12 protein-coding genes are annotated in these 16,022 nt (G+C 64.0%); 3 read left to right on the top strand and 9 right to left on the bottom strand.

What is annotated here, in order from left to right; genetic code table 11:
* Nucleotides 1–17 precede the first annotated feature (17 nt).
* Nucleotides 18–2,006: an acetyl-CoA carboxylase biotin carboxylase subunit gene (accC, locus tag E4Q08_RS06225; protein ID WP_169069729.1), complete on the top strand. Its 1,989-nt coding sequence runs from the start codon at nucleotides 18–20 to the stop codon at nucleotides 2,004–2,006.
* A 549-nt stretch (nucleotides 2,007–2,555) separates the two neighbouring features.
* On the opposite strand, the gene E4Q08_RS06230 is transcribed toward accC, so the two are convergent.
* Nucleotides 2,556–5,690, bottom strand: coding sequence for a DEAD/DEAH box helicase (locus E4Q08_RS06230; protein WP_169069730.1), 3,135 nt, complete (start codon nucleotides 5,688–5,690; stop codon nucleotides 2,556–2,558).
* 41 nt (nucleotides 5,691–5,731) lie between these two features.
* On the opposite strand from E4Q08_RS06230, the gene E4Q08_RS24460 reads away from it, so the two are divergent.
* Complete coding sequence (locus E4Q08_RS24460) at nucleotides 5,732–5,989, top strand: hypothetical protein (RefSeq protein ID WP_248594728.1); 258 nt, start codon at nucleotides 5,732–5,734, stop codon at nucleotides 5,987–5,989.
* 159 nt (nucleotides 5,990–6,148) lie between these two features.
* Here E4Q08_RS24460 and E4Q08_RS06240 read toward each other — a convergent pair whose 3' ends face one another.
* Entirely contained in the window at nucleotides 6,149–6,499 is a 351-nt protein-coding gene (locus tag E4Q08_RS06240; RefSeq protein ID WP_169069732.1) for a helix-turn-helix domain-containing protein, read from the bottom strand.
* Nucleotides 6,500–6,515: 16 nt separating this feature from the next.
* Here E4Q08_RS06240 and E4Q08_RS06245 point away from each other — a divergent pair, with 16 nt between their 5' ends.
* Complete coding sequence (locus E4Q08_RS06245) at nucleotides 6,516–6,758, top strand: hypothetical protein (protein WP_169069733.1); 243 nt, start codon at nucleotides 6,516–6,518, stop codon at nucleotides 6,756–6,758.
* Between the two features lie 265 nt (nucleotides 6,759–7,023).
* Here E4Q08_RS06245 and E4Q08_RS06250 read toward each other — a convergent pair whose 3' ends face one another.
* From E4Q08_RS06250 to E4Q08_RS06280, 7 genes are all read right to left on the bottom strand, one after another.
* A complete protein-coding gene (locus E4Q08_RS06250) occupies nucleotides 7,024–8,100 on the bottom strand; it encodes a lipocalin-like domain-containing protein (protein WP_169069734.1) in 1,077 nt (358 codons plus the stop codon).
* 9 nt (nucleotides 8,101–8,109) lie between these two features.
* Nucleotides 8,110–10,620 carry an FtsX-like permease family protein gene (locus E4Q08_RS06255; RefSeq protein WP_169069735.1) on the bottom strand — a complete coding sequence of 837 codons (2,511 nt, stop codon included), beginning with the start codon at nucleotides 10,618–10,620 and terminating at the stop codon, nucleotides 8,110–8,112.
* Nucleotides 10,617–11,279 (bottom strand): ABC transporter ATP-binding protein, encoded by a 663-nt coding sequence (locus E4Q08_RS06260; RefSeq protein WP_034915930.1) that lies wholly within the window; start codon nucleotides 11,277–11,279, stop codon nucleotides 10,617–10,619. The genes E4Q08_RS06255 and E4Q08_RS06260 overlap by 4 nt, the downstream gene beginning before the upstream one ends.
* A gap of 28 nt (nucleotides 11,280–11,307) precedes the next feature.
* Entirely contained in the window at nucleotides 11,308–12,615 is a 1,308-nt protein-coding gene (locus E4Q08_RS06265; RefSeq protein WP_248594729.1) for an HD-GYP domain-containing protein, read from the bottom strand.
* A gap of 156 nt (nucleotides 12,616–12,771) precedes the next feature.
* A complete protein-coding gene (locus E4Q08_RS06270; RefSeq protein ID WP_248594730.1) occupies nucleotides 12,772–14,082 on the bottom strand; it encodes an HD-GYP domain-containing protein in 1,311 nt (436 codons plus the stop codon).
* Nucleotides 14,083–14,230: 148 nt separating this feature from the next.
* Nucleotides 14,231–15,433 carry a lytic murein transglycosylase gene (locus E4Q08_RS06275; protein ID WP_169069736.1) on the bottom strand — a complete coding sequence of 401 codons (1,203 nt, stop codon included), beginning with the start codon at nucleotides 15,431–15,433 and terminating at the stop codon, nucleotides 14,231–14,233.
* Nucleotides 15,434–15,455: 22 nt separating this feature from the next.
* On the bottom strand, nucleotides 15,456–15,833 hold the full coding sequence (locus E4Q08_RS06280) for a hypothetical protein (protein ID WP_169069737.1): 378 nt from the start codon (nucleotides 15,831–15,833) through the stop codon (nucleotides 15,456–15,458).
* Nucleotides 15,834–16,022 lie beyond the last annotated feature (189 nt).

Below are 16,022 nucleotides of genomic sequence, written 5' to 3' on the forward strand. Positions count from 1 at the left end.
GACGGGGAGAAATAGAGATGTTCAAGAAAATTCTGATCGCCAACCGCGGCGAGATCGCCTGCCGGGTCATGAAGACCGCCAAGAAAATGGGCATCAAGACGGTCGCGGTCTATTCCGAGGCCGACAAGGACTCGATGCACGTACTGATGGCCGATGAAGCGGTATGTATCGGCCCCGCAGCCTCCAAGGAGTCGTACCTGGTGATCGACAAGATCATCGACGCCTGCAAGGCCACCGGCGCCGAGGCGGTACACCCCGGCTACGGCTTCCTCTCCGAGAATGAAGAGTTCTCGCGCCGCCTCGAAGACAACGGCGTCATATTCATCGGCCCGAAGCACTATTCGGTGGCCGCGATGGGCGACAAGATCGCTTCCAAGAAGCTGGCGATGGAAGCCAAAGTCAATACCATCCCCGGCTACAATGCCGAGATCGTCGACTCGGCGCAGGCCGTCGAAATCGCCAAGGGAATCGGCTACCCGGTGATGATCAAGGCGTCTGCCGGTGGTGGCGGCAAGGGTCTGCGCGTCGCCTTCAACGACAAGGAGGCCTTCGAGGGCTTCGAGGCCTGCCGCAACGAGGCCCGTAACAGCTTCGGCGACGATCGCGTGTTCATCGAGAAATTCGTTGAAGGCCCGCACCACATCGAGATCCAGGTCATCGCCGATTCCTTCGGCAACACCGTCTATCTGCTCGAGCGCGAATGCTCGATTCAGCGGCGGCACCAGAAGGTTCTCGAGGAAGCCCCCTCGCCATTCATCGACGACACGATCCGCAAGGCGATGGGCGAGCAAGCGGTGGCACTCGCCAAGGCCGTCAACTACCAGAGCGCAGGCACCGTCGAGTTCGTCGTCGGCTCGGACAAGTCGTTCTACTTCCTGGAAATGAACACCCGCCTGCAGGTCGAACATCCGGTCACCGAAATGATCACCGGCGTCGATCTCGTCGAACTGATGATCCGCGTCGCCGCCGGCGAACCCCTGCCATTCCGGCAGGAGGACATCAAGCCCAACGGCTGGGCGATCGAATGTCGGATCAATGCCGAGGATCCCTTCCGCGGCTTCCTGCCCTCGGTGGGTCGCCTGGTCAAGTATCGGCCACCGGAAACCGCCGAAGGACAGGTCCGCGTCGATACCGGCGTCTTCGAAGGCGGCGAGATTTCGATGTACTACGACTCGATGATCGCCAAGCTGATCTGCCACGGTGCGACCCGTGACCAGGCAGTCAGCCGGATGCGCGACGCACTGAATGCTTTCGTGATTCGCGGCATTGATTCCAACATTCCGTTCCAGGCGGCGCTGATGCAGAATCCGCGCTTCCTGTCGGGGGTGTTCACCACCGCCTTCCTTGCCGAAGAATATCCGGAAGGCTTCGTTGCCGCCGACGTGGTGCACGACGATCCGGGGCTGCTCGCCGCACTGGCTGCCTTCGGCCGTCGTCGCTATATCGATCGCGCGGTGCAGGTCAGCGGCCAGATGCCGGGCCATCAGCGCAAGGTCGGCAGTGAGTGGGTCGTCCAGATGGAGGGCAAGGACTACCCGGTGGTCGTCACGCCGATCCCTGGCGGCTACTCGGTGACGCATGGTGTCGATCGCTACGATCTCGTTTCCGACTGGAAGTTCGGCGAACTCGTTTTTCGCGGCACCTGCAACGGTACACCGATCTGCCTGCAGCTCGAGCGCATTGGTCTCCTGTATCGCGTAGTGCACTTCGGCAAGCAGGTCAAGGCCACGGTGATGACCGCCAACGCCGCCCGCATGCTGGCCTTGATGCCCAAGAAGCTGCCGCCGGACCTCTCGAAGTTCCTGCTCTCGCCGATGCCGGGCCTGCTGCGCGAGGTCTCGGTGACCGCCGGACAGCAGGTTAGCGCCGGCGAGAAGCTGGCCGTCATCGAGGCAATGAAGATGGAAAACGTCCTCAAGGCCGAACTCGATTGCAAGGTCAAGAAGGTCGTCGCCGCACCCGGTGAGAGTCTGTCGGTCGATCAGGTGATCATCGAATTCGAGTGAGCCTCGCGTCGTGGCAAGCATTACCATGAAAGTCGTGAGCGACTCTCGAACTCCCCTCTCGACTCGCGTGAGAGGGGTCGGGAGTGAGGGGAAACGGTCATGACTTTCATCATCGGTGGTGTCTTGCAAAGTCATGACCGTTTGTGAAGCAAGAAGCCCGCCGAATGGCGGGCTTCTTGCTTGGTGCGCCCATGCGCGCACTCGACGGGGGGAGGACCCGGGCTCGCTTCTCCGGTGATCGAGCGAAACCTGACGCTGGGCAGAAATCATTCGTAATCCGCGGCTGCCTTTCCCGCTATCACCGACAGCCACCTGCCGGCTGTAGTGTGACTACCGAAAGCGGAACGACCGCCTGTTTCCATTACGCTCGACCTACCGCAACTCCGAAACCCGAGGGATAGGCAATGCAGTGTGCCCTGCGCGAGGTGCTGGGTCGGCAGCTGGCCAGTTTGCCTCCCAAGGATGCCGAAGTGTTGCGAACGCGCTTCGGCCTCAATGACGGCGATGCCAACAAAATTGGCAAACTAAAGAGTGTGATCGCGTCCGCGGCTATTCGCCCCGCAGGATACAGAATTCCCGGAATAACTGGTTCGGCAGATGTACTGCCAGCTGCCAGTAGATGCTCATGGGCTTTTCGCCCTCGGCACGCTCCAGCGTAACCGGGCCACATGCACGATAGGGCTTCCCTTTTGCTGTGCGAACGAAAAGCTGGAAGCTCCAGCCGTTGCCGGGACTCTCCAGATAGCGGCGGCCCACCGGGGTATCCGGCCCCGCCGAATTCTGCGATTGCCAGTGGAAGCGCCCGGGGCTGATGGCGAAGTCGCGGTAGGCGATGTGTTCGTGATATCCCTCGCGTTTGTCGAGGGTCACGAAAAGCAACTCGACCTTGCGCTCGTGGAGAGGCAGGACGCCAGCCTGAAAAGGTGTGCGCCGGTTGGCGGTCAACCAGCCTGTGGCGGTGAGGATTTCGCGGATGCCGTAGGCACCATGAAGGCAGAGGGGAACATCCTCCAGACCCGGAATGGCCTGCTGCTGCAACGTGCTTCTTGCCTGCAGGACCTCTCCGATCTCCGCAAGCTCGGCGCGATGGTCCGGGTGAAGCTGCAGTCGTCCCAGAAAATCCTCGCCGCTGCCGGTTTGGGGATGCTGCGCGTCCACCTGATAGGCTAGCATCTGGAGCAGAAGGCGTTCCCCTTCCTCCTGCGGATGGTAGGGCGCAGTGGATTCGTCGACCTTGAGCAACAGGTCGGTGCGTGCCGGATCATCCATGTGCAGCAAGTCGCCGAAGCGGCGACCGAAATAGTCGTCCTCGTCTCCCGGCGGCGTCCCCAGCAGGCCGGCATCGCGCTTAAGGTTGGTCCAGCCGGACCGACCGTTGTCACGGTAGATGTCACCCAGGTCGATGGCCTGTTCGCGTAGAAAGTTTGCCAGGCGGATGTTGTTTCGCCCGCGCAGGGCTGCGTAGGTCTGCAGCTCGGTACGCAGTCGACGCCAGTTCTGCTGCACCAGCTTTCTCAGACTGCGCAAAACCTGTTCGCGGGTCTGACGTTGCAGATGGATGTGGCAACCCGGTGGCAAGGTGCCGAAACCTTTGTCCACCGCCTCGATCAACTGGCTGCGCGAAAGTCCGGTGATGGTGGACAACAGGCGGTCGAAGCGGAATTCTTCCCGATGGCGACCGACGAAATCGAGAACCAGGCAGCTTTCCTTTCCCCTGGCCAGACGCAGGCCGCGGCCGATCTGCTGCTGGAACAGCACCGGGCTTTGCGTGGGTCGAAGAAGGAGCAGGGTATCGACCAGCGGCAGATCGACACCTTCGTTATAGAGATCACAGGTCACAAGCGCAGTAACCTCTCCCCGGGCCAGCATTTCCGGTGCCCTCCGCCTTTCCTCCTGAGAGGTGTCGCCCACCACGCATAGCGTCTTGATGCCGGCCTGTTTCAGTCTTTCGGTCATGTATTGCGCATGAGCCACGGAGACACAGAACACCAGGGCGCGGCCGCGGGCCGGGTCACCCGCCAAACGGCGCCATTCGTTGAGCACCAGCCGAGCGCGCACTTCGTTGCCAGTGACCAAGCTGTCGATGGCGACCAGTTCCCCGGGCTGCTGCCAGGGCACTTCAGAGAAGTCGGTATCGTCGTCGCAGGCGTAATACTCGAAAGGGCTCAGCAACTGTTGGTCGAGGGCGTGCCAGAGTCGGAGTTCGACGGCGGGCGAGCCATCCGGCCGGTTGTTGAAATAACCCAGGATCGGCTTGCCGTCACTGCGTTCGGGAGTCGCTGTCAGGCCAAGGAGAATGTGCGGCCGAACGGTGGTCACCAAGGCCTCGAAACGATCGGCCGCCAGGCGGTGGCACTCATCCACCACCACGACGTACCAGTGGTCGGTGCCGTGGCGTGTCGCCACATCGCGCGCCACTACGCTGTCGATGGTGGCAAAGACGTGATCGAATCTTTGTGGTTGGGTGCCTCCGGTAAGCAGCTCGCCAAAGGAATGGTCGCGCAGCACTTCACGATAGGTCCGCAGCGCCTGCTTCAATATCTCCTCCCGATGGGCCACGAACAGCAATCGCGGCTGCCCACCCTCCTGCATGCAGAGACGCTTATAGTCGAAGGCGGCCACGACGGTCTTACCGGTGCCGGTGGCGGCGACGACAAGATTACGCCGGCGATCGTGATTCCGTTCAACTTGCAGCTGATCGAGCATTTCCTGCTGATAGGCTTTCGGCTCAAGGTCAAAATAGGTGGGCCGGGCAACGATGTCTTCTCCCGACTCCCGTTTGAGCGCCTCCCCGAGGGCGGTCCGGTGTGCCGGGTTGGCGGGGTCGTAGCCCTGGAATTCGTTGTCTTCCCAGAGCATCTCGAAGTGCGCACTGGCACGTTCAAACAAATCCGGCTGACCACGCTCGGTGAATTTCACCGTCCACTCTAGCCCGCCCATCAGCGCGGCCCCTGACAAGTTGGCGCTGCCTACGTAGGCCGAACCAAAGCCGGTCTGGCGCCGGAACAGCCAGGCCTTGGCATGCAGCCGGGTCCGGCGGCCGTCGAGCGAAACGCGAATCTCGCAACCCGGCAGGTCGGCCAGCTCATCCAGGGCCAGGATTTCCGTGGCACCTGTGTAGGTGGTCGTCAGGACGCGCAGGCGCGTTCGCGGCTGGCCATCGGCGCTCACTGCGGTCACGGATTTGAGGATGTCAAGCAGCTTGCGCACCCCGGAGTGGGTGATGAAGCTGACCAGGATGTCAACGTGATCGCAGGCTGCCAGTTCGCGGCGCAATTCGGTCAGCAGCGAGGGTGAGCCTTTACCGGCCGTGAAGAGCCAAGGCGAAGCCAGGCCGGTCTCCGGCATCACCGGGCTTGACGACTGCCGGTGGATAGCCTGCAGGAGTCGGGGTGGAGAGAGGAGGGTGTCCGCACCCTCAGCATCATTCCCAAGGCGATGACGCAGGCCAACGAGGACGGAATTGACCAGGTCAAGCTGATGCTGCAGCTTCTCCGCACCCTCGCCTTTCAGGTCATCGAGGATTCGGGTCAACTGGGAAGCAATCGCATCGGCCAGGCGCCCGGGGGCTTCCTCCGCCGTCAGGGGCTTGAGGGTGCGGCCGTCATCCGTTGTCGTCCGGGAGACGAGATTCCAAAGCGTTTGGGTGAGCAGCTGGTCGTAGAGACCGTCAGGCAATGCCATATCTTTCCTTCAATAGGAGCGCCTGAAGCCTTACAGTGTTCATGTCACCCGCCACGAATCTGTCGCCAGTCGACTGGTGTGCTGCGGCTCTCGTCGCCGCTTCGCGCATCAACTCTTCGATCTTTTCTCTGGTCTTGCTCCTCCACCCCTTGAGGCTGCGGGGGGCTTCCCTGATCACCTGGAACCACGACTCGAAGGAATCCGGCTCCCTCGACAGACGGCTGCGCAAAAGTGGCAAACCAGAAATCGCCTGCCACACCGACACCCTGCCGGTCATCGCCGGCGACAGCACGTCATGATCCAGCCATGACAGATCGCGCCGTACCCCGAAAAGAATGACCCTGTGGCGCATCTGTGGAACGCCAAAATTCTCGGCTTCGATGATGAAGTCCTGGGGCCTGATGCTGTCACCGCGACCATCAACCACAAGAGATCTACAACCGGAATCGGATTCTGCATCATTTCCTGTCTTTCATGGTCGATGCGGCGGTCGTCGCGCAAACCTGGGCATATTCACCTGTCAGGGTGTCAATGAGCTTCGAGATCAGGAGGCGGACCTGACCGAGACTCGTATCGGCAAGTGCTGTCCGCACCTTGTTGGCGAGTTCATCGGCTGTCGGAATGGGCTCACTGCTGCCCGAATGTACCATCCGCATGCAGTGCTCTATCACCGGCGCCGGAGGGCTTGCCTTTCCGCTCTCGTAACGACTGATGGAGGACTGCAGGACGCCCAGCTCATGGGCGAATTCTTTCTGGCTACGACCATTTCGTGCGGCCCGAACCAGTTCGGCAATGGTGGTAATCGCCATAGGCGGAATCATTTATATGCAAAATTTGCATATTTTAACAGATAAAAATGCTCAATGTGCATTTACGGCTGTGCTTGTCGACGTCTTAAGCTCACGATTTTTCCGGGGTCGCAGGGTCTGCTGCTATGGTTATTCTCTGCCCCTGGAGCGGGCCGTGGCCGACCTGGGCGTTGAAGTGCCCCTTGGGCAGATTGCGGCCGAGCGCCAGGAGGAGACCATGATGGAATTTCGATTGCCACCGGTACTGCACGCTGACTGAGCGCATAGCTGGCGACTGGGCGGAGGCGGATGGCCTGCCGGCTGCGCGCCCCGTTCCTGCCGCAGGGATGCTGATCGTCGAAAGACGCAGGTTCACTGTGTCGGTGACGGCGCGCAGTGGGTACGGGACCCGATCGATCCGTGACCGGTTGAGCGGCCTGACTTCGCCTGCCGCGCTGGCGGGAACGGTGACCTGGTGCGCAACGACGGATGGCAGGCCAGGATCCGGGGTCGTCCGGGAACCTCGCACGGACTGCGAGTTTCCCTTACATCTGCAATCTGCCGGCGTAGCCGGTCATTTCCAGGTAGCCGCGACCGCTGAGGCTGCCTTCGACCTTGACCAGCCCCTCCCAATACACCACCGGCACCGGCCGGCTGGTGGACAGTTCCTGATCGTCGAGCACCGGCAGCGTCCGCAGGGTGTGCTCGCCGAAACGGATTTCCAACTGCACCGGATAACTGGCGCCGCTGCGCGGCGACGACCAGCGGCGTAGCGGCGTGAAGCTGACGGCGTCCGACCCGAACTGGCGCAGGTGGCCGGCGGCGTCGCGCCAGGTGGCATGCGCGAAACGCGTCTGTCCCTGTGCATCGCGCATGCGAAAGGCCATCAGCGCGCCACCGTCGGCGAGGTTGATTCCCAGCCAGTCCCAGCCGACTGCGCCATCACCGAGGTAAGCGGTCGACCACTCGTGATCGAACCAGGCGCGACCGCTGACTGACTGCCGTCGACCGTCCTGCACCAGTTCCCCGGCGACCTGCAACTGCGGCCAGCTCACGTAGTAGCTCGCCGACTCCGGCCCTTGGCCCTTGCGTGAATAACCGTTCTCGCCCTGCAGCAGCAGCGGCTGCGAAGGCGTCAGGGTCAGGTCGTACGAGAACTGCGGGCTCTGCATCTGCAGTCGGAACACTTCGCCCGCGCTGCGCTGCTGCCGAAACATGCGCCAGGCGCCGATCGAGACGTCGCAGTCGAGACTCGAAAAGCCGGCGCCGAGATCGGCGCGCGCGGCGCGTTCGGCGTGCCACAGCCGCTCGCCGGGGATGGTCAGCGCCGCGTGCGCAAAGAGAATCTGGCGCGCGGCCAGCGGCGAGCGCAGTGTTTCGGCGCGGCCTGTCCGGCTGCGAAAGAAGGTGAGCTGAAAACCGGTGTCGGGCCTGGGCGAATCCAGCGCGCCGGTCACGTACCACCATTCGGTCCGGAAATCCGGATGCGCGCCGTGGTCACGCGGAAATTCGAGCAGGCGTCCGGGCGTCACCGGCGGGTAGGCGACCGGTGTTTCCACTGCCGCGGCGCGCGCCAGCAGCGGCAACAGCAAGGGAGTGGCCAGGAAGCTGCGGCGGCGCATCGGCGGTGCTTACTGGGCGCTGGCCAGAACCTGCGCCACCGGTAGCCGCGTCGCCTGGCGCGCTGCATAGTGGCTGGCAAGCACGGCCGCGACCAGTGTCGACCCGGCGCCGGCCAGCAGGGCCGGCCAGGGAATGTGCAGCGACATTCGCCAATGGAAAGCCTGCGGGTTGATGACCTGCGTCAGGATGGTACCGATCGCGATACCGCAGGCGAGTCCGATGAAGAGGCCGACGGCGGCGATCAGCGCGCCTTCGAGCATCACCGCGCGACTCAGCATGCGGCGGCTGAAACCGAGCGCGCCGAGCGTTGCCAGTTCGCGGGCGCGCAAGCAGACACTGGCGGCGAGGGTCACCGCCAGCCCGAACAGTCCGATCAGCATCGCTGCGGCTTCGAGCGCGTAGGTCACGGCAAAGCTCTTGTCGAATATCGACAGGCTCAGCCGGCGAATCTCGGCAGCGTCGGCCACTTCGAGTCCGTACTGACCGGTGTAGGGCGCGAGCCAGGCAGTGGCAGCGGCTTCCTGGCCGGGCCGCGGCCACAACGCGAGGTCGGTGGGCTGGAAATCGCCGCCCAGGCGCTGGTAATCGTCGCGGCTGATCGCAATCGCGCCGAACTGCCGGGAATAGTCGCGCCAGACGCCGCCGACGAAGACCTCGATGGCGCGTCCGAGCAGCGGCAGGCGCAAGGTCTGACCGGGCGCGATGCGGTAGATCTCGTGCAGCGCTTCGCTGATCCAGACCACGGCGATGTCGCCTGCCGGCGGCGCAAGCACCGGCCCGGTGAACGGCAGGCGCGCTTCCGGATGGCTACGCTCGATCTCGCGTACCAGCAGTGCGACGTTCGGCCGCTGCGGGTCGATGGTCAGCGAAGCCTGCGCGCTCTGCTCGACACGGGCAAATGGCACCTCGGGCCGGGTCAGCGCTGCGAGCAACTCCTGCGGCAAGGGCGTGGACTTGCTGCGCAGATACAGCGGTGCCGGCAACACCTCGTCGAGCCAATGGTCCACGGCGACGCGAAAGCTCGACACCATGATCACCATGCTGGCGGTCAGGGCGAAGCTGACGATCAGACCGCTCGCCGCCACCTGCGCCATCAGCGGCGCCTGCGCGACATTCTGGATGGCGATCCGTTGCGGCGCCGGCAAACTTCGCCGGGCGAACCCGCCAAACACGTTCTGCGTGAGTAGCGGTGCGCTGGCGATGCCGATCACCAGAACCAGGGCAATGGCCGTATAACCGGCGAGTGGCAGGTCGAAGATTGCTGGCAACTGCGTCAGGACGAGCGCAGCCAGCGCCAGCAATACCGGGAGCAACCGCCTGACACGCTGCGCATCGCCGGCCGGCGGACGTTGTGCGAAACCGATTTTCAGGGCCTGCGCCAGCGGCTGCTCGCGGTTCAGGTACGCCGGGTAGAGCGCGCCGGCGAGGCTGGCCACGCAGCCAAGCGCCAGGAAGATCAACGCGGGCAGCATTTGCGGAACGATCCGCGGCGCGCTGCCCGCGAAATAACCGCCGCCGAGGTCGCCACCGAGTAGTTGCGTGAAGGCCAGCGCCAGCACGTAGCCGAGAGCCAAGCCGAGCAGCGCGCCCGGTACGCCGATCGCGAGCCCTTCGAGCAGGACCTGCAGGAGGCGCATGCGCGGTGAGAGACCGAGTACGCCGAGCAGCGCGAACTGCGTCGAGCGCTGCGCGACCGCTGTCAGTTGCGTCGCAAAGACCAGGAAGGCACCGGTCAGCAGGGCAACCAGCGCCAGCACGTTGAGGTTGACGCGGTAAGCGCGCGACAGGTTGGAGACGCGCGCGCTTTCGTCGTCGGGTGCACGCAGCAGCAGGCCGGCCGGCAGCTGCCCCGCCAACGCTGCCCGCCAGCTCGCCGGGTCGGTCGCAGGCGCTAGGCGTACGCGACCCTCGCTGACGGCATTTGCTGGTCCGAAGTGTTCCTGCACCCAGGCGATGTCGGCGACCAGCAACAGGTCGTCGGGTCCGGTGCCCGGCAGGTCGCCGGCAATCGTGGTGGCCCAGTGCTGATCACCGCGCCGCAGCGTCACCGCCGCACCGGCCGACAGCCCGAGCTGGCCGAGCAGCGCCGGTGAAACATAGACGCCGCCGTCGAAGAGGTTGCCGGCGACGCGATCGCTCTGGCGTGGCAGCAGCTTTGGCATCACCGCTGCGGCGCTGAACACGTCGAGGCCGATCAGCCGCACCGGTGTGCGCGCCGGTTCGATGCGCACGCGCGTTTCGATCACCGGCGCGATGACCAGCACCGCCGGGTCGCGGGCGATGTCGTTGATGCTTTCCAGGGGAACACTGCCGGCACTGTCGCGGGCGGCCAGCAGCGCATCCGGGTCGCCCTGCACGGTCTGCATGGCGCGTGCAAAATCGGCCAGTGCGGCGTCGTTGATCAAATGGATCGCGTAGCCGAGCGCGACCCCGAGGGCGATCGCCAGCATCGACAACAGCGTCGCCGCGCGGCGTGTGCGGAACTGTGCGCAAATCAGCCACCAGGCCAGAGTGGTCATTGCAGGCCGTCCGGCGTCAGCGCCAGGATGCGGTCGCAGCACTGCGCAAGCGGCTGCGAATGGGTGACGATCAGCGCGCTGGTCTGCTGCTCGCGGACTCTTTCGAGCAGCAGCGAAAGCACCTCGCCGGCGGTGCGCGGATCGAGGTTGCCGGTCGGCTCGTCGGCCAGGATCAGCGCCGGCTGGTGCACCAGCGCGCGCGCAATCGCCACCCGCTGCAGCTCGCCGCCCGACAGCGACGCCGGCCAGCGTTCGCCGAAACCGGCGAGTCCGACGCGTTCGAGCAGCACCTGCGTGCGTGACGCGTGTTCGCCGGCCGGCACGCCGCAGAGCAGCAGCGGCACGCTGATGTTCTGGGCCACATTCAGCGTCGGCAACACATGAAACGCCTGGAAGACGAAGCCGATGTGCTGTGCCCGCAGCGCCGCCCGCGCAGTTTCATCGAGCCGGACGATGTCCAGCGCCTGCGGGCCGATGCAAATCGCGCCGCGGTCGGCGCTTTCCAGGCCGGCGATGCAGTTCAGCAGCGTGCTCTTGCCCACGCCCGATTCGCCGACCAGGGCCACGATCTCGCCTGCCGCGATGTGGAAAGCGAGCGCACTGAACAGCGGCCGGCTGGCCCTGGGGTGACGCTTGGAGAGACCGCTAACGGTCAGCATGTCCGTGCAGGTCAGCCATGATCAGTCACTATGCCGGACAGGACCAGTTCACCTTGCGGTGTGGCAGCAGATAGTTGAGTTCCTCAATGGAGCGTTCCTGCAGGCGCAGCATACGCTCGATGGTCACCACTTCTTGTGCTGCGAGATCGGCGATGATCGCCTGATGGCGAGGCGCCTCGGGCGCATAGATCATCACCTTGGGGGAGAGCGGCTTGCTGACGGGGGCCGAGCCCACGACTGCGCCGATCTGACCATCGCTGAGCTGTACGATGGAGCCGGGTGGATAGACCCCCATCGCGCGCACGAAGAGTTGCAGCAGACCTCTATCGAAGCCTTTCTGCTCCCTGGACCACATCGTCGACAAGGCCTCGGAAGGACCGATGGCCAGGCGTGGGTCGACCGGATTGACCAGCGTATCGAAACGGTCGGCAATTCCAACCAGCCGCGCCGTCAGAGGGATCGCGTTGCCCTTGAGGTGGTCGGGAAAACCACTGCCATCGCAGCGTTCGTGATGGGACAGGATGGTCTCCAGGATCGCATGCGACAGGCTGCAGGTCCGCAAGGCCTCGTCGTAGCCACCGCGGCAGTGGGTCTGGAAGAGCGCCTCCTCATGGCGGTTGCGCGCGGGGTTGCGCAGGATCGATGGACTCATCAATCGCTTGCCAATGTCATGGAGAAGCGCAGCGCTACCGAGTACGCGCAACGCCTGCTCGGGCAGCCCTGCCTGCTTGCCGAGCAACAAGGAAAGGGTCATCACCGATAAGGCATGCGCGGCTTGTCCGTCGTCCTGCCCCTTCTCGATCACCAGTACGAAAGCGCTGTCCGGGTCGGTCAGTAGCGCCGTGGTCGATTCCTCACAGATTCGGTTGAAATCCTTGACCGACTGTTGGGGGTTGGTACTGAAGCCCCGGATGGCGCTGCTCACCGTCGCCGCGGCTCCACGGTAATGCTGTCCAGCCTTGAGCAGCCGTTGCCGGAGTCCCTCCATCATCCGCTCACGTTCACGTCTGGCGTCCATGCGAGCCGCTTCCAGTGCTGCCAGGGCATCCCGTTCCGACTGGGCGGCCTGGTCCGCATCGTGGTCGGGCGGTGTCACGGCTTCCTGGAGCGGCCGTGGCGGAACCTTGCAGCGCGCCGGGTCGCAGAACAGTTGCGGCAGTTTCATCGCGGCGATCAGGCGCGCCTGCTCTTCATTCTCGATGACAAAAGAACTGAACATGAACTGGTGCTTGACCCACGACACCGGCAGACGGACGTGCACACCCGGACGCAGTTGTGATGCATCGATGCAGATCTCGCCCTCCTGCAGGGTCGCTTCACCCGGAGCTGAAGACAAATCACGCCCTCCTCTGCAAAATGCCGTCACCCGGGTGGTGCACGGCAGGCGCAACTATAGACCAGTTGGACTCGTCTGGCCGGCGATCATTCACGTGGCAATCACATCAGCGACCCACAAATAATGACCCCTGGCCGATGTGCAGCGCCTATCGGATCACGGCCGTTGCGCCATGTAGGACCAGTTGATCTTGCGGCGCGGCAGCAGGTAATCGAGTTCCTCGGGCGGGCGCTCCTGCAGGCGCAAGGGGCGGTCGACCTTGAGTTCGTCGTCGCTCGCCAGATCGATGATGATTGACTGGCGACGCGGTACCTCGGGGGCGTAGATCATGACCTTCGGCGAGAGCGGCTTGCCGGCGGGCGCCGAGCCGACGATGGCGCCGATGCGGCCGTCGCTGAGCTGCACGATCGATCCCGGAGGATAGACACCCATCGCCCGCACGAAGAGTTGCAGCAAGGCCGCATCAAAGGCCTTCTGCTCGCGTGTCCACATCGTCGACAAGGCTTCGGAAGGGGACAGCGCCCGCCGCGGGTCGATCGGGCTGACGAGATTGTCGAAGCGGTTGGCAATCGCCACCAGCCGTGCTGACAGGGGAATTGCGTTGCCGTTCAGGCGATCCGGAAAGCCGCTACCGTCGTAACGCTCGTGATGGTGCAGGATGGCTTCGAGCAAGGGCGGCGTCAGGTTGCCGGCACGCATTGCCGCGTCGTAGCCGGCACGGCAATGCGACTGATAGATCTGTTCCTCGTGCCGGTTGCGCTCGTTGTTGCGCAGAATCGAGGCCTTGATCGCGAGCTTGCCGATGTCGTGCAGCAGGGCACCGATGCCGAGCGAGTGCAGGGCCTGTTCCGGGATTTTTGCCTGTTTGCCGAGCAGTAGCGCCAGGGTCATGACCGACAGCGAGTGTGCCGCATGACCGTCATCGTGCGCTTTTTCGGCAATCAGCACGATCGCGCTGTCGGGATCGGCGAGTAGCGCCGTGGTGGTGTCCTTGCTGACCCTGGCGACCCGTTCGACCGCCTCGCGGGGATGGAGCAGGAAGCCCTGGATGGCGCCACTGACTTCCCTGGCGGCGCCGAGGTAGTGTTGCTGTGCCTTGTCGAGGCGTTCCCTGAGTTCGCTCATGACTTGCGCACGCGCACGCTTCTCGGCCATGCGCCGCGCCGCCAGCGCCGCCAGACGGTCTTTCTCGGCGGCAGCCTCGGGATCGGCGCCCGGCTGCTGCTCCTGTCGCAGCAGCGGTGGCACCTTGCAACGCGTCGGGTCGCAGAACAGTTGCGGCAGCTTCATCGCCGCGATCAGCCGCGCCTGTTCTTCATCCGCAATGACAAAGGAGTTGAACATGAACTGGTGTTCGACCCAGGGCACCGGCAGACGGACGTGCACCCCCGGACGCAATTGCGAGGCATCGATGCAGATTTCCCCTTCATTCGGGGTGACGGCATCCGGTGCGGGCGCTTTCATCATCCGGGATGTCTCAAATCGCCATGACCGTTAATGTGAAAGTCGCGTATGCGACTCACGAATCTCCCCTCCCCCTCGCGGGGGAGGGTTCGGGGGAGAGGGAAACGGTCATGACTTTCATGATCGGGGGTGTCTCAAATCGCCATGACCGTTAGCGGCCTGCCGGCGCGGCCCGCAGGGTGGTCAACAGCTTCTGCCCGGGACGGCCGTCGACGGTCATGCCGAGGCGCTTCTGTTCGGCCTGGATCGCCTGCCTGGAATTGGCGCCAATCATGCCGTCGATTTCGCCGATCGGGTAACCACGGCCAGCGAGCAGCGTTTGCAGCTCACGGCGTTCGCTCCGCGACAGGCCGGGGTCATCGGTCGGCCAGGGGGTGGCGAAAGCCTTGCCACCCTTGATCCGGTCGGCGAGATGGGCAATCGCCAGAGCGTAGCTTTCGGCAGCATTGTAGCCGTAGATCGCGTCGAAGTTGCGGAACACCAGGAAAGCCGGTCCGCGCGGACCAGCCGGCAGGAGCAGTCCGGCAGCGGCGTCCGAGGTGGCGATCGGCTGCCCGTCGGCACGGCGGACACCGTGCCCGATCCAGAACGACAGCGGCCGCTTGTTGCTGCGTCCGGATACCCCGGTGTCGAAAGCGGCCGGCAACACGACCTCATAACCCCAGGGCTCGCCCTTGCGCCAGCCAGCCTTGTGCAGGAAGTTGGCGGTCGACGCGAGCGCATCGGGGACACTGTCCATGAGGTCTCGCTTGCCGTCTCCGTCGCCATCGACGGCCAGCCGCAGGAAGGTCGAGGGCATGAACTGGGTATGGCCAAAAGCTCCGGCCCAGGAGCCGACCAGGCGATCTTGCGCGATGTCGCCGCTGTCGAGAATTTTCAGCGTGCTGAGAAACTCGCCCCGAAAATAGGCCTGCCGGCGCCCGAAGCAGGCGAGTGTGCCGAGCGAGGTGAGCAGCGGGCGCTTGCCGAAGTTTCGCCCAAAGTTGCTTTCGACGCCCCAGACGGCGATCACCGTGTCCCCATCGACCTGGTAGCGTTCGGCCGCAGCAGCCAGCGTGCCGGCCCATTTCTCGCGCATTGCCAGTGCATCGGCAACCCGTTCATCGTCGACCAGAGCGGCCAGATAATCCCAGATCGGTGTCCGGAACTCGGGTTGGTATTCGAGAAATTCGAGCACACTCAGGTCCGGCGTCAGGCCGCTGGTCAAGCGATCGTAGGAGGCGATCGCGATGCCTTTCGCGGGGGACTCGGCACGCAGCGTCGCCAGGCACGCGCTGAAACGTTCGGCAGGCACCTGGGCAGCAGCAGCAGCGCTGAGCAGGGTCAGGAAAAGGGCGAAGTGGGTAGGTTTCATGGTGGGGATCAAGGGGCAAGGTTCAAGGTTCAACCCTTGGTCTGGAGCGGCGGTTGTCGGGCGCCCGAAGAACGCTTGTTGGCGAGTTGCCGGTTGATGTTCGCGCCTCATATTCGGCGTCTCCAATGATTTCGCCATCGATCACGCATCCGCTCGGTGCTGGCTGCGCCTGTTCGCGCGGTTGTTCGTCTAGATGCCTGCGCAGGTGGCGGGTTTTCCACTTCAGGTAGGCAAAGACCAGCAGTCCAGCGGTCAGCAATACGGTCAGCGCCAGCAGCGAGAACATCAAGGCGGCGACCAGCAAGAGCGTGCCAGCAGCGATCGTGATCAGTCTGCCGAAGAAGCCGGACGCGGGTGCCGTCAGGCGCAGACTGGAAAAGGGTTGAGGGTTGCTGCTCATCGAAGTCCTTGTGGTGATGTTCGGTAAGGAAATGCGTTGCCCCCATTGTACGGTGTGGGTGGCGCTTGGACCAGACTGCCGGCGGCGGCAAGTAATGCCGCGGCTGCCGTAGCGGACTCACCAATAGAAACGGCCCGCGCAGAGGGGGGCTGGGCGGGCCGGTGATGCTGTCGCCGCGACACTCCTGGG

Origin of the sequence: Candidatus Accumulibacter contiguus (genome assembly GCF_012940005.1) — a bacterium.
Classification (GTDB): Bacteria; Pseudomonadota; Gammaproteobacteria; order Burkholderiales; family Rhodocyclaceae; genus Accumulibacter; species Accumulibacter contiguus.